Here is a 14,018-nt window from a genome sequence, read left to right as displayed (position 1 = left end):
CAATGAGTCCAGCAGGAAAATTAACGTTTGACGTTTTAATAGAAATCCCAAAAGGGAGTAGAAACAAATACGAATACGATTTTGATTTAAAGAAAATACGTTTCGATCGTATGTTGTTTTCTTCAATGATGTACCCGGCAGATTATGGTTTTATTCCAGAAACTTTAGCATTAGATGGTGATCCATTAGATGTTTTAGTTATGGGTGGTGAACCCACGTTTCCAATGTGTGTTGTTGAGGTAAAACCAATAGGTGTATTTCATATGGCAGATGAAAAGGGACCAGATGAAAAAGTAATTTGTGTACCGGTAAGTGATCCTATCTGGAATAGCTTAAATGATTTGTCTGATATGAATCCACATCAAATTAAAGAAATCGAACATTTCTTTCAGGTTTACAAAGACTTAGAAAAGAAAAAAGTAGACGTTGGTGGTTGGGGAGATGCAAAAGAAGCTTACATTATTTTAAATAAATGTATTGATCGTTACGAAAATAGCGTACATAAAACCAATGGAGACTTCACTATCTAGTAAGTTTTACAAATGAAACAAAAGCCTTTCAGAATTTATTTTCTGAAAGGCTTTTCTTTTTAACTTAGAAAATGTTTTAAACCCAATACAACTTATTATATTTGCATGGTGATACAGTTAGTAACCTTTTTATTTATAAGCGGCGCAGAAATAGCAGTAATACTACTTATTGTGGTTATGGTTTTTGGTGCCGATAAAATTCCTGAAATCGCCCGCGGTTTGGGTAAGGGCATGCGCACACTTAAAGACGCGACTAATGATATTAAGGGGGAGATTACAAAATCTGCCGACAAACACGGTATCGATACCAGCATCACTAAAGATGTCAATGAAGAGCTGAAAAAGGTAAAAGACGATCTTGAGGATTTTACGGGTTCTATCAGGCGTAAACTATAGATTTACAAATATTTTCACAACATATTGTGAATTTCATATTTCAAAAGCTAAATAAATGTTAAATATTTAATATCTTGAGGGTCTAATCCATTAAAAGATATTAAATGAAAACCAATTTTTCAAAACTACTTTTATTAGTAGCAGTATGTATGCTGTCTTCCTGTGCAGAGGATACGACAAACGATTTTAAAGAAATCGAAGAACAAACTATTGATCAATCAAAGCCCTTAACCATTGCTGAGATTAATGCAGAAATCGAATTGCAGTTGAGTAAGGGTCAGGAGTTTGATTGGAAAAACGAATCCAATCATTTTCTTTGGAGTGCTGTAATACACGGTAATAACATTTTAACGGTAGGTTACGGTAACGACAATGAAAGTTTTAGTGAAAATCGTTCGGCTGCCTTGGAAACAAAGAAAGATAATATCTTGAAAATAATCGAGGCCAACGAAAACTACTCCCGCGGAAAGGAAACGGTTGTAGAGCATGAAATTATTAATGTGATCGATGTAAAAGTAGAGAACATTAAAACAATCGAAGACTTAAGAAAAGCAGATAACGTTCGTTATTTAGAACCAAATGGATACAATCATTTTGGAGCAGACAATGCCATGCGTTCAAGTTCTGGTTGTAATAAAGATGGTGCGTCTATTAATAGTTCACATTATACTACCATAGCACCAAACAACGCTCAGGTAGCCTGGAATTTTCAAAAGCACAACATTCCACAAGCCTGGAACTATAGTACAGGTGCTGGAGTTACTATTGGTTTAATTGATACGGGAGTCTCTCAATCTCAATCTTTGCTAAATTCTGGTGGTATAAACGATGGGTATTCAAATGGGCGTTTTGTACAAAAGTATGGGACGTTTATAGATTCTGCTTGGTGGTGGTCTAATAATTATGATGGCCCACATGATAAATGTGGTCATGGGACGCAAATGGCATCAACAATGGCAGCACCAAGAAACGATAACGGCATGCCTGTAGGTGTAGCATACAATTCGAATTTAGTAGCGTATCGTGCCACAGAAGATGTATTGCTAAATGACTATCATGAACGTAAAGGTGTTTCTAAAGCATTAACTGAATTGGCTAACAGAAGTGATGTGAAAATTATTTCAATGTCTATTGGTTACGTGTGGTCTATTGGTAACATTAAAGATGCTGTAAAATATGCCTATAGTAAAAACAAATTAATTTTCGCAGCTGGAGGAACGTCTACTAGTTTTACCAATGGTTATGGTGTTATTTTTCCAGCGACTATGAGTGAAGTTGTGGCCGTAACAGGAGTTGATGATGGCCCTAATTACGAAAGATGTGAGACTTGCCATAGCGGAAGCAAAATTGATTTCACCATTATAATGGAAGGTGATAATAACACAAGTAAACACCCACCGGTTTTAGGTTTCTACGATAATCAAAGAAGTTATACCGGAGGTTCTTCTGTAGCAACAGCAACGACAGCAGGAATTGCAGCCTTAGTTTGGTCAATTCACCCAAGTTGGAGTAGAACACAAGTACTAAATAAATTAAAGCAATCTTCAGAATTCTATCCTAATAGAAATGGAAGTTTTGGCTACGGGAATATTGATGCATTACAAGCAGTACAATAACCATAGTTATACTAATTTGTTTTAAGAATATAAGTTATGTTGAAAAGTCGCGACACTGTCGCGGCTTTTTTTTTGCTAGTACTCTTAATAAAAGTGATTACTTCCAGCTGTAGTTTTTTTTCTCAGCCTGTGTTTTAATAGCTTTAACCATTACACTCTCTAAGCCATTAGTATTCTCTGTATTGCTTTTTAAAAGGAACGCTTTACGCTTTGTGTTTAAGGCTTGTATTTTACTTTGAATCGCTTCTCGTTCCGCTTTCTTTTTAGAGATATAGGTTTTAATTTCCGTTTCAGATTTACCCTGTAATTCGGCTGGAAGTTCAGATTTATCTAAATTTCCATATTCAAAATCAGCTTCTTTTGAAGCATCCACTAAATCCCAGGCAGCATTTTTATATAAGTGCGAACTTTTACTTACCGTTCTGCTCACCGCATTGGCATCGCTGTAAGTCTCAGCATTAGTATCTTGTTCTGCTTGTAAACTCATTTTTTCCCGCCCGCTTTTTCCATAAGCAATATAGGTATCGTTTAGTTTTTTGTTTTCCTTTAAAATAGTCTCATCATAAGGGGTAGAAACATGTACCGTTTCCTGGTTGTGATTAATAGCCATATAATCGCCATGGGCTAGATCTGCACCATCCTTCCAAAAGCTGGAAACACCTTGATTGTAGTCCCCACAAAAAATAGTGTTTACAGTAATGTCTTTATTGTGTGCACGTTTAGAAGCCGCTTTATAATTAACTTCCCCTTGCGTAAAAGGCTCGTTTCCAGCAATGAAAATAAATTTAAGATCGTCAGGGTTGTCATTCCATTTTAATTGGTCTAAAGCGGTATTAATAACGTAACCACAATATTCATTACCGCCTTTTGTAGTTAAAGAAAAGAGCTGTTTGGAGATTTCATCTAAATCATCGCTAAACGCTAAAACTTGGCGAATATAACCTTCCTCAGCATTCAGTCTATCGTTACCATATTCATAAATAGCGATTTGTAAATTTGGTTTTTCATCTTTACATTTTGCATAGGATAACTCGTTTACAATTTCCCAAAGTTGGGCTTTTGCCTGATCTATTAACCCATCCATACTATTACTGGTGTCCAGTAATAATGCGACTTTTATGTATTGCTTGTTAGGTTTGTGGGTGCTTGTTTTAGCTCCTTGGTTTAAACCATACCTGTCGCTTTGTTTTTTGTTATTGGCATTACAGGCGGTTATACCGAATACGGTGAGCAAAATTATGCCCGTTTTAAAAATTGTTTTCATAAGTTCTAATTTTCTAATTTTAACTCCTTTACGTTAATTGTACCTTCGTCTGAAACCATAAAGAATTTATTTTTAATCACTTCTTTTTCTTTTGGTGCTTCTTCTTTTGGCCTTTCAGCATACTGCAGTTTTATTTCCATACCTACTTGAATTACAGGCTCGACGATAGCAGCATTTAAAACTACATCATACGCCTTAAAAGATAAGGGATCATAATAGTAAGAGATTTGTTTTTCTGCTGAGAGTACACCCTGATTTTTCTTTATAGCTTCTAAAGAAGTACAAGCAAAGGCCTCATAATGTTTGTAGAATTCTTTTGGGAAATAACAATATTTTGTATCTGCTATAATGGGTTTATAGTCCGTTAAATCAAAACCCAGATCTTTATAAAATTGTTGCTTTTCCTTTAATACTTTTAATATTTCGGCTCTTAAATTGGTGTAAACCGCTTTAATATCCTCAATAAAGTAATCGACTTTTACTAAGTTGTAAATTTCGTTATTAGCGCAAGCCGACAGGATTTTCTCAAATTGATTTACTTTAGAAAATTTTACATGAATGTTTTGTTGTAGTTCAAAACCAACAGGGACTTCATTGTATTTTTTGCTAAATAATTTTTTCTCAACGACGGTTTCGTAAACGGGCACGAAAGAAATAACATCGATCACGATGTCGTTGCTATTTATGCCATGAGTAATTAATTCCGTTTTAACTTTATTCACACGCTCATTCATTAAGGTGTTAGTGTCTTGACTGGTTTCTCCAATTTGCACCAAATTAAAAACAGCAGTATAGGCATCTGCGACTACATTATTAAGTGCCTTTACATCAATAGTTATGTTTGCGTTTGGTACTAATTGCTGTTGCCTAAAAGCCGTAGTAGCACCATAGACTTGGGCGTTGCCTAAATCTGCGCTACTCATCACATTCTGTCCGTAAACAGCAGGAGCATTGCCTTTAATTTGTGCCGAAGCAAATGTGCTAAGTAATACCAATAGGACATAAAATTTTAGTTTCATTGTATCTCTTTTTAAGTGAGTTACAAACCTATGTGTAATGTTTAAAAGAAAAAATCCAGAATGAGTGAATGCTATATAACAATGAGTGTGACTCCTTTTTTGAATGAGTAAACAAGGCAGAGTGTTGCTTTTTATACGTGATTTGATGAAAACGTATTTTAATATGCCAATTAAAGTGTGTAAGTTTATCGAATAGAAATAATAAATGAAACAAATCACCACCTATATATGTAGTCTTTTTTTTCTTTTGTGTCCAATAGTAATACTGGCTCAGACTCAGGATATGAAAAGTTCAACAGCTAAAGACAGAGACGCTTTTTTTTCTGTAAGAGGTTTTGTGCGTGAAAATGCAACATACGAACCGGTAAGTGATGTGAATATTCAGGTAAATGGGGGTGCTTATACGGCTTCTAATAATGCTGGTGAATTTAGAATTAAGGTAAAGCAAGGAGACGAACTCACCATAAGTCATGAAGATTTTGAAACCATTTACTACACCATTAAAGACGATGATCGTATTACTGTAGATGTTATGCCCAGGACCGGAAGTAGCGATGTAAACCTATTCAAAGCGAAACAAAATAACACCTTTAATAATTTAATAGACTCTGCAACAACTTATAAAAAGATTTCTGCGGAAAAAAGCATGCAGTTCATTGCCGAAGGCATAAAAAAAAGCAATTCTGTAAAAGAAAATGCTGAGGCTTTTGAAGTATTAGGAGATGTAAATATGTATTGGAAACAGTACGATCTTGCGGTATCTAATTATCGTATTAGCTTAAATAGTTATCAGTCTAACGAAGTAAAACTTAAGCTTGGTGAGGCTTATATGAAGAATAATAATTACCAAGAAAGTGTAGCCATCTATAGTAAACTAAATACCCGTGAATTATCAAATTACCAAAAAGTAGAACTCTATGAAGGATTAGGTGATGTGTATTTTAAAATGAATGACTATAAAAATGCTATTACAGCCTATAAAGAAGGCTTGGGCCTAGCGCAAAAGCATTTAATTATGCCAAAAGTCACCGATTTAAATTCTAAAATTGCAGAAACTTTTGATGCGAGCGGAAAGACTAATAAAGCAAAAGAGTTTTACGGTAATTCACTTAGTTTAGCTTCAAAAGAAAACAAAAAACGAGCGGTTGAAGAAAAAATAAAGGTTGCCGATTTTAATAATTCTAAAGAGGATTACGCCGATGAGATTAAACTTCGAGAAGAAGCTATTCTTGATATTAAAGATATAGAAACAGATGCGATAGTAGGCAATGAAAGTGATTTCACAATTCAAAAACAAAATTATAAAATAGGGAATGCCTTATACCTTCAGAAAAACTATGTAGAAGCCATTCCGTATTTAGAAAAAAGTATTGCTGAGGCAGATAAACGAGAGGATTTAGTAGTAGAAAAAGATGCAAAAAGAAAGCTGTCTGAAGTGTACGATGTCACTGGAAACTATGAAAAGGCATACGAAACATATAAAGCGTATACTGAGTCTGTAGAGGAGTTATATATTAAAAAAAATCAAGAAATCACTCAGGCGACAAGATTAGCAAAACGCATTTCTGAAAATCAAAATCGGATTGTTTCTCTTGAAAAAGACCGGGAATTGTCTGAAGGTAAATATCAGCTTAATATTGAGCAAAATAAGAATCAGAAAATAATTATCTATTCACTTATTGGCGGTTTATTACTGTTATTATTAACCGCTTATTTAATGTATAAATACATCAAACAACAAAAGCTGGCTAATAATTTGTTGGCTTTAAAATCGTTACGCAGTCAGATGAATCCGCATTTTATATTCAACGCACTAAATTCGGTTAACAGTTTTATTGCAACGAACGATGAGCGCACAGCTAACCGATATTTAAGTGATTTCTCTAAACTTATGCGAGCGGTTTTAGAAAATAGTGAGCAAGATTTTATTCCGTTACAAAAAGAGATAGAATTACTGGAACTATACACCAAACTCGAGCATTTTAGATTTCAAGATAAGTTTGATTATAACATCACAATAGCTGAGTCGGTAGATGTAGATAGTTATCAAATTCCTCCCATGTTGTTACAACCATATATAGAGAATGCGGTTTGGCACGGCTTACGTTATAAAAAAGAAAAAGGGTTTTTAGACATTTCAATAACTAAAACTGCTAAAGATGAGATTTCTATTACCATTGCAGATAATGGTATTGGACGCGAAAAATCACAGGCTTTAAAAACCGAAAATCAACAAAAGCAAAACTCTAAAGGCATGGGCAATATTAAAAAACGGGTGTCTATTTTAAATGAAATGTATAAAGATAAGGTTGACGTCTTTATTGACGATTACCAAGTAGAAGGTGATACAGGAACAAAGGTTGTCGTAACTTTGAGACGCGATTAAAAAAGGATTAAACCAGAAATTTCAAGCTTTAAAGGCTAAGCTTCCAACTCATAAAAAACAAATGAAACTAAAATCAATACTAGTAGAAGACGAAGAAACCAGTAGAGAAATCTTAAAAAACTATCTCAATAAATACTGTCCCAATGTTGACATTGTAGGAGAAGCATCTAACATAAATGAGGCTCTAGAATTAATAAGAACTCAAGAACTGGATTTGGTGTTCCTAGATGTAGAAATGCCTTATGGCAATGCGTTCGATTTATTAGATAAAGTAGGCGATCGTCATTTCGAAACTGTTTTCGTTACCGCTTATAACCATTATGCCCTTGATGCTTTAAATGCCCATGCCTCTTATTATTTAATGAAGCCAATTGATATTGACGAGTTAATTAAAGCGGTTGACTATGTCGTTGAAATAAAAACAAAAGAAGATGCATTGCAAGATCAGGTGTTAGTGCCTAATACCACAAATAATATTGATGGAAAAATAACCATTCCTCAGCAAGATGGTTTTGAAGTGATTAGTACAGCAGATATATTATTCTGTAAAGCAGATGATAATTATACCGAAATCTATCTCAATAATAACAAAAAGAAAGTCGTTAGTAAGACACTCAAGTATTTTGAAGAGGCACTACAAGATTCAAACTTTGCGCGGATTCACAAAAGTTACCTCGTCAATGTCAATGAGGTGGTTAAGTATGTTAAAGGTAAAGGAGGAAGCGTCATTTTAAGTAATGGAAAAGAAGTCATGGTCTCACCCTCCAAAAAATCTGAACTCTTATCTTATTTTAAGTAACTAATAAATGTCTGCTATAGACAGAGAGGTCATGAATGAATTATTAAAAAGGAATTCCTCTATATAATATGTACCACAAGCAAAGCCCGTGGTAAAAAAATTGAAAATAATTTAACTCTAAAGGAAACTCAACAACCAAAGGTATGAGTCTCCTTTTTTAAAGAAAGACTATGCCAATAATAAAACCAGTAAACGGAAAATCACCAAAATTACCAGAAGATTGTTACATCGCAGAAAATGCTACCATTGTTGGCGATGTAGAAGTAGGAAACCAATGTAGTATTTGGTTTAATGCTGTTTTACGAGGTGACGTTAATTACATAAGATTAGGAAATAAGGTCAATGTGCAAGATGGAGCAGTGGTGCATTGTACCTATCAAAAATACCCAACGGTAATTGGAAATAATGTCTCCATTGGGCATAATGCTATTGTACACGGGTGTACTATTCACGATAATGTGCTTATTGGTATGGGAAGTATTGTGATGGATAATTGTATTGTGGAAAGCAATAGTATTATAGCTGCTGGCGCGGTAGTGACGCAAAATACGAGAGTAGCATCTGGAAGTATTTATGCTGGTGTTCCTGCGAAAAAGGTAAAAGATATTAGTGAGGAGTTAATAAACGGTGAAATTAATAGAATTGCTGAGAATTATGTGAAGTATTCAGGTTGGTTTAAAGCTGAATAACCTTTCCGACTTTTGAATTTCTTTAAAATTTAAAAATCGCCGTTTCTTTAAAAGGAAAGCGTTATCAGTTAGAAAATTATAAATTAGGAGAATAGCATACTAAAACATTAAATATTCAACATTAAATGTATCACCCAAAAGTGATTGCATCACTTCGGTATTCTTTATATTGATATAAAATTCATTTTTAGGTTTTAAAGTTATAGTATTTAACAACTCTTGTTTTTCTAAGATCACTTTAGTTTGCCTGGCTACGGCTTGACCAGAATCGATAATCTTAACGTGATTAGGAAGTATTTCTAATAACTCTGGTATCAAATACGGATAGTGTGTACAGCCCAACACCAGATAATCTATGTTAGCTTCCAACATTGGTTTTGTATATAGTCTGAGTAATTCTGACATTTCTGGACTTTGTGTTTTTCCGCTTTCAATGAGCTGCACGATGCCTTCTCCTACTTGTTCTACGATAGTAATGTGATGTCCGTATAAATCTAAGGTTTTATGGAACAAAGCGCTAGAGAGTGTTCCTTTTGTAGCGAGAATGCCAATAGTTTTAGTCTGTGTTTGTAAAGCGGCAGGTTTTATCGCAGGTTCAATACCAATAATGGGAATGTCGTATGCAGCTCTTAAAACTGATATGGCATTCGTTGTCGCTGTATTACAAGCAACAACAATAAGTTTACATCCCTTATCTAAAAGTAAGGCCGTATTTTTTATTGATAATTCTATAATCTTATTTTCACCTTTACTACCATAAGGCGCATTAACGCTGTCTGCTAAATAAATCGTGTTTTCGTTTGGTAAAAGCGCATGTATTTCTTTAAAAATAGAAGTGCCACCAACGCCAGAATCGAATATGCCAATAGGTTGTTTGCTCATAAAAATAAATCACCTTATAAAAATACAAAAGCCGACTTAATAAGTCGGCTTTTAGTAGATTATTTTGAAGGTGTTATTACATACCTAATTCTTTCTTAACATCTGCCATAAGGTCTTTTCCTTCTGCCATGATTACTCCTCCACCTTGAGCAGAGTCTAATACATAATTAAATCCTTGTGCTTTTGCTACTTTTACGATTGCAGCTTTAGCTTTTTCAGTAATAGGTTTTAATAAGTCGAATTCCTTCTTTTGTAATTGTTGTTGAGCATTAGTACCATACTGCTGGATCGCTAATTGATCTGCCTGTACTTCTTCATACCTCTTTTCGTTTTCTTCTTGTGTTTTTGTAGACGCTTCTGCTTCGTATTGCTTCATTTTTGTTTGAAGTTCACTTCGCATAGCAGCAATATCTGCTTCGTAAGTTTTTCCAACTTTCTCCATATCGGCTTGAGCAGTCTTCATTTGTGGCATCGCTTTTATAAGCTCTGAAGTGTTAATATGTGCTACTTTAGATTGAGCAGATACAAAACTTGTTGCTCCAATAAATAATGTTGCAGCGATAAATAGTGTTTTAAATTGTTTCATTTTAATAATAGTATTTGTGTGTTATAAATATTAATAGTTATTCTCTTAGTTTCCGTCGTCTGTAGTACTATCTTTTTCTTCTTTTGCTTTTTGACGTTCTTCTAAGATTTTTTTTCTTCTTTCTTCTAGTTCTTTCTTTCTAGCTTCTCTATCTGCCAGTTTTTGTTGTCTGCGCTCTTCTAAAATTTCCTCTCTTGTTTTTGGAGCTTCATCAGTAGTTGTCTTTTCTACTTCTTTTGCTGCTCCTTCTTCTTCATTAGTCTCTTCAGAGTCTTCTCCTGCATTATTTCTTTCGTCAAGTTTTTCTTGCCTATCGTTCTCTCGCTCAGCAATAATTTGTGCTCTTTTTTCAGCGGCGGCCTTTCTGCGATCTTCTACTAATTTTGCACGCGCCTCTCTTTTATCGTCTAATAGTTGTTCTCTTTCGTCTTTCCCTTCATTAATTTCTACTGTGACATCTTCTTCTTTTGCTTCTTTTTTCTCTTTATTAGACTTAAGCTGTTGTCTTTTTGCAGAGCGTGTAATGGTTCTTAGCACTTGCTCACTCATATCAAAACGTTCTGTTGCATATAACATTACAACATCTGCAGACTTGTCAAACACAAAATCATACTTTTTTGCTTTGGCAATATCTTGAACGGCTTGGAAAATTTGATCTTGAACAGGCTGGATTAATTGTCGTTTCTGGATCATTAAATCTCCATTAGGACCAAATCGCTTTTGTTGGTAATCTAATATTTCCTTTTCTTCAAATGTAATATCTTCTTCGCGCTCTTCTATAAGCTCTTTTGTTAAAAGGGCTCTTTCATTATTTAGAGTTTTGCGCTTTTGCTCGATAGCACTTAATTTTATTTCTATCTCACTTTTCCATTTTTGTACTTTAGACTCTAACTGTGTGGTAGCCTCTGCATACTCAGGTACATTTTCTAAAATATATTCGGTATCTATGTAACCAATTCTTACACCACGTTGCGCCTGCGCTTGAAAAGATAGCATGAATACTATTGTCAATAAAAAAAGAACTTTAAATTTCATTTGGCTATATTTTAAATTTATTAACTGTTTAACTCAAAAACGGACAGCTAATTGTTATGCTACTGTCTTAATTTAAATTACATAGTATCAAAATAACGAATTTTAAATTTAAAAATTTTAATTCTTGAACCAAATCCTCAAAATGTATATTGAAAATATCGTGCCAAAAATAAAAACTTATGTGAAATAGATATCATAAGGTGACATTTTATTGTGATCGAAAAATGTCTTTAGGTATTAAAATTGTTGCCCTATTATAAAATGTGTTTCCCAACCATGCTTGATAGTATTACCTGGTAAAGGATCGAAACCATGACCGAAATCAATACCCAATAAACCAAATGCTGGCATAAATATTCTTACACCTAATCCAGCAGAGCGTTTTACATTAAAAGGATTGTAATCTTTAAAGTTAGAGTAGGATGCACCTGCATCTAGGAAACCTAATGCATAAATCTTTGCAGATTGCTTTAATGTAATTGGATAACGTAGTTCTAAAGAAAATTTATTATAAATAGTTCCCCCATCATTATCTGATAGGCCTTGGTTAGGATACCCTCTTAGTGCAACAACCTCTCTGCCGTCTAAACTAAAGGCTCCTAATCCATCTCCTCCCAGGAAGAAACGTTCGAAAGGAATAATACCTCTATCTTGATTATAAGCGCCTAAGAAGCCAAATTCTATAGTTGATTTAAATACAAACTTATCAACTAATTTTGTGTACCAATCACCTTTAAATTTAACTTTGTAAAATTCTAACCAGTTAAAACGTTTTTGATCAATTTCGGAAATTCTTGCGGATGCTGCTGTTCTTTCATCAATGCCTTGTGTACCATCATTAACAATTTCTGAATTAGCTTCTCGTTCTGCAGCAAGTGATTCATAATCTACACCGTTAAGTAAGGAATAAGGTAGCGATAGTTTTGCCGTTACAGCAAAATTGGAACCACCAGTAGGAAAAACGGGGTCGTTAAAGGTGTTGTTTCTAGTTAAACCAACAGTGTAAGATAAATTGTTTGAGTAACCATCACCAAAGGTAAAAAGTCCTGTGTTGTAATTTTTTAAGTTATAATGCTGAAAACTTAATGCTTGTGACAAGGTGAAATAGTCATCTGGAACAGATAAACGTTTTGCTAAACCAACTGTTAAGCCAGTAATGTTAAAACGTCTGTCTTTATCGGCATTTCGCGTTTGCGGATTGTATAAAAACTGTTTTGTGTGTGAAAGCGATGTAGAAAACTGTACAGGTTTTTTTCCGCCCATCCAAGGTTCAGAAAATTGAAAACTGTAAGTTTGGTAAAAACGACTGGCTTGCAAACGCAATGCTAATTTTTGACCGTCACCCATTGGAATTGGCTTGTAAGCATCCTTGTTAAAGATATTCTTTAGTGAGAAGTTATTAAAAGACAAACCTAAAGTACCGATAAAACCACCACCACCATAACCACCTTGCAATTCAATTTGGCTTGATCCAGTTTCTACAACAGCGTATTCCATGTCAATAGAACCTTCATCTGGATTTGCATTTAGAAAGTTTGGTGAAATTTGCTCAGCATCAAAATAGCCTAATTGACTTAATTCACGTACCGTTCTAACTACATTTGCCTTACTGTATAATTCTCCTGGGCGTGTTCTTATTTCTCTGTATATAACGTGATCGTTTGTTTTCTCATTACCAACGACAGTTACTTTATTAAAATAGACTGGCTTACCTTCGGTAATTCTAATTTCCATGTCGATAACGTTGCCGTCTGCATTAACCTCAACAGGATTAATAGTTGAAAACAAATAGCCGTTATCTTGATAAAGGTTAGTAATGTCATCGCCATCTGGTCTTGACTCGTCAGCAATACGTTTTTGTAGTAAAACACCGTTGTAAGTGTCGCCTTTTTCTATGCGCAATTTGCGTTTTAAGAACTCGTCAGTATATATAGTGTTACCTATAAAAGAAATGTCTCCAAAACTGTATTTTTCTCCTTCTTCAAGTTTAATATTTAAACTAATTGTGTTTTTGTCGTTTACGATTAATGTATCTTTAATAATTCGGGCATCACGGTAACCACTCTCTTTATATTTATCAACGATACTCACTAAATCTTCTTCATAGTCTGCTTCTATATATTTTGAACGTTTTAAAATACGAAGCAGTTTTTTTTGCTTTGTATTCTTCATCGCTTTTCTAAGTTTTTTATCACTCAGAATTTCATTGCCTTCAAAATTAATTTGAGCAATTTTTACTTTCTCACCTTTATCTACAGTTAAAACCATATTCACTCTGGCTTTTTCTATAGAATCTTGAACAGGTATGGTGTTGATATTTACTTTAGTGTTAAAGTAACCCGCTTTCCTATTCTTTTTCTGGATGTAATTTTTAGTAGTGGTAATTAGATTTTCAGTAACTTTCTCTCCTTTCTGAAGTTTGTTTTCTTTAATAAGCGCTTCTCTTTTGCTCTTTTTTACGCCAACTACTTTTACTTCGTTTATCTCTGGTAAATCAGACAATCTTATTTCTAAATAGGCAGCATCTCCTTCTACTTTAAGTAAATAGACTTCAATGTCACTAAAGAGATTAGTATTCCATAATTTTTTTATGGCAGCACTAATTTCTTCACCAGGAATTAATATTTGGTCTCCTTTATTTAAACGTGAGAAGGCAACAATGGTTTGCTCACTAAAACTTGTGTTTCCTTTTACAGTAATTTCTGCTATGGTGTATTTTTTACCATCTTCAAAAGATAAGTTTTGGGCTTGTGTAAAAAAGCTAAATAAGAGTATTGTAGCGAATAGTGTAAATTGTAGGACTGTTTTCAATTGTA

The 14,018-nt window shown here is 34.1% G+C and carries 12 protein-coding genes; 6 read left to right on the top strand and 6 right to left on the bottom strand.

Going from position 1 to position 14,018, the window contains the following annotated elements:
• The first annotated feature begins 2 nt into the window (after positions 1-2).
• From GQ46_RS07535 to GQ46_RS07525, 3 genes are all read left to right on the top strand, one after another.
• Complete coding sequence (locus GQ46_RS07535) at positions 3-530, top strand: inorganic diphosphatase (RefSeq protein ID WP_044400031.1); 528 nt, start codon at positions 3-5, stop codon at positions 528-530.
• Between the two features lie 105 nt (positions 531-635).
• On the top strand, positions 636-926 hold the full coding sequence (locus GQ46_RS07530; protein ID WP_044400028.1) for a twin-arginine translocase TatA/TatE family subunit: 291 nt from the start codon (positions 636-638) through the stop codon (positions 924-926).
• A 104-nt stretch (positions 927-1,030) separates the two neighbouring features.
• Complete coding sequence (locus GQ46_RS07525) at positions 1,031-2,542, top strand: S8 family serine peptidase (protein WP_044400025.1); 1,512 nt, start codon at positions 1,031-1,033, stop codon at positions 2,540-2,542.
• A 97-nt stretch (positions 2,543-2,639) separates the two neighbouring features.
• Here GQ46_RS07525 and GQ46_RS07520 read toward each other — a convergent pair whose 3' ends face one another.
• Both GQ46_RS07520 and GQ46_RS07515 read right to left on the bottom strand, forming a co-directional pair.
• The gene (locus tag GQ46_RS07520; protein WP_044400023.1) at positions 2,640-3,806 is read right to left on the bottom strand and encodes a VWA domain-containing protein; all 1,167 of its coding nucleotides are present in this window, start codon (positions 3,804-3,806) and stop codon (positions 2,640-2,642) included.
• A gap of 5 nt (positions 3,807-3,811) precedes the next feature.
• Positions 3,812-4,825, bottom strand: a complete 1,014-nt coding sequence (locus tag GQ46_RS07515; protein ID WP_044400021.1) for an SIMPL domain-containing protein — start codon at positions 4,823-4,825, stop codon at positions 3,812-3,814.
• 283 nt (positions 4,826-5,108) lie between these two features.
• Here GQ46_RS07515 and GQ46_RS07510 point away from each other — a divergent pair, with 283 nt between their 5' ends.
• The 3 genes from GQ46_RS07510 to GQ46_RS07500 all read left to right on the top strand — a co-directional run bounded on the left by GQ46_RS07510 (position 5,109) and on the right by GQ46_RS07500 (position 8,699).
• Positions 5,109-7,211, top strand: coding sequence for a histidine kinase (locus GQ46_RS07510; RefSeq protein WP_044400019.1), 2,103 nt, complete (start codon positions 5,109-5,111; stop codon positions 7,209-7,211).
• Positions 7,212-7,272: 61 nt separating this feature from the next.
• Positions 7,273-8,010: a LytTR family DNA-binding domain-containing protein gene (locus tag GQ46_RS07505; protein WP_044400017.1), complete on the top strand. Its 738-nt coding sequence runs from the start codon at positions 7,273-7,275 to the stop codon at positions 8,008-8,010.
• Between the two features lie 170 nt (positions 8,011-8,180).
• Positions 8,181-8,699 (top strand): gamma carbonic anhydrase family protein, encoded by a 519-nt coding sequence (locus GQ46_RS07500; protein WP_044400015.1) that lies wholly within the window; start codon positions 8,181-8,183, stop codon positions 8,697-8,699.
• A gap of 99 nt (positions 8,700-8,798) precedes the next feature.
• On the opposite strand, the gene murI is transcribed toward GQ46_RS07500, so the two are convergent.
• From murI to bamA, 4 genes are all read right to left on the bottom strand, one after another.
• Positions 8,799-9,581, bottom strand: coding sequence for a glutamate racemase (gene murI, locus GQ46_RS07495; RefSeq protein ID WP_044400012.1), 783 nt, complete (start codon positions 9,579-9,581; stop codon positions 8,799-8,801).
• 76 nt (positions 9,582-9,657) lie between these two features.
• The gene (locus GQ46_RS07490; protein WP_044400009.1) at positions 9,658-10,167 is read right to left on the bottom strand and encodes an OmpH family outer membrane protein; all 510 of its coding nucleotides are present in this window, start codon (positions 10,165-10,167) and stop codon (positions 9,658-9,660) included.
• A gap of 45 nt (positions 10,168-10,212) precedes the next feature.
• Positions 10,213-11,202, bottom strand: coding sequence for an OmpH family outer membrane protein (locus tag GQ46_RS07485; protein ID WP_044400006.1), 990 nt, complete (start codon positions 11,200-11,202; stop codon positions 10,213-10,215).
• A 237-nt stretch (positions 11,203-11,439) separates the two neighbouring features.
• Positions 11,440-14,013, bottom strand: a complete 2,574-nt coding sequence (gene bamA, locus GQ46_RS07480; protein WP_369793431.1) for an outer membrane protein assembly factor BamA — start codon at positions 14,011-14,013, stop codon at positions 11,440-11,442.
• Between the last annotated feature and the right edge of the window lie 5 nt (positions 14,014-14,018).

It is taken from the genome of Lacinutrix sp. Hel_I_90, from assembly GCF_000934685.1.
In the GTDB taxonomy this organism is placed as follows: domain Bacteria; phylum Bacteroidota; class Bacteroidia; order Flavobacteriales; family Flavobacteriaceae; genus Lacinutrix.
The sequence above is the reverse complement of the archived record's forward strand: the minus strand, read 5'-3'. Positions and strand labels throughout refer to the sequence as shown.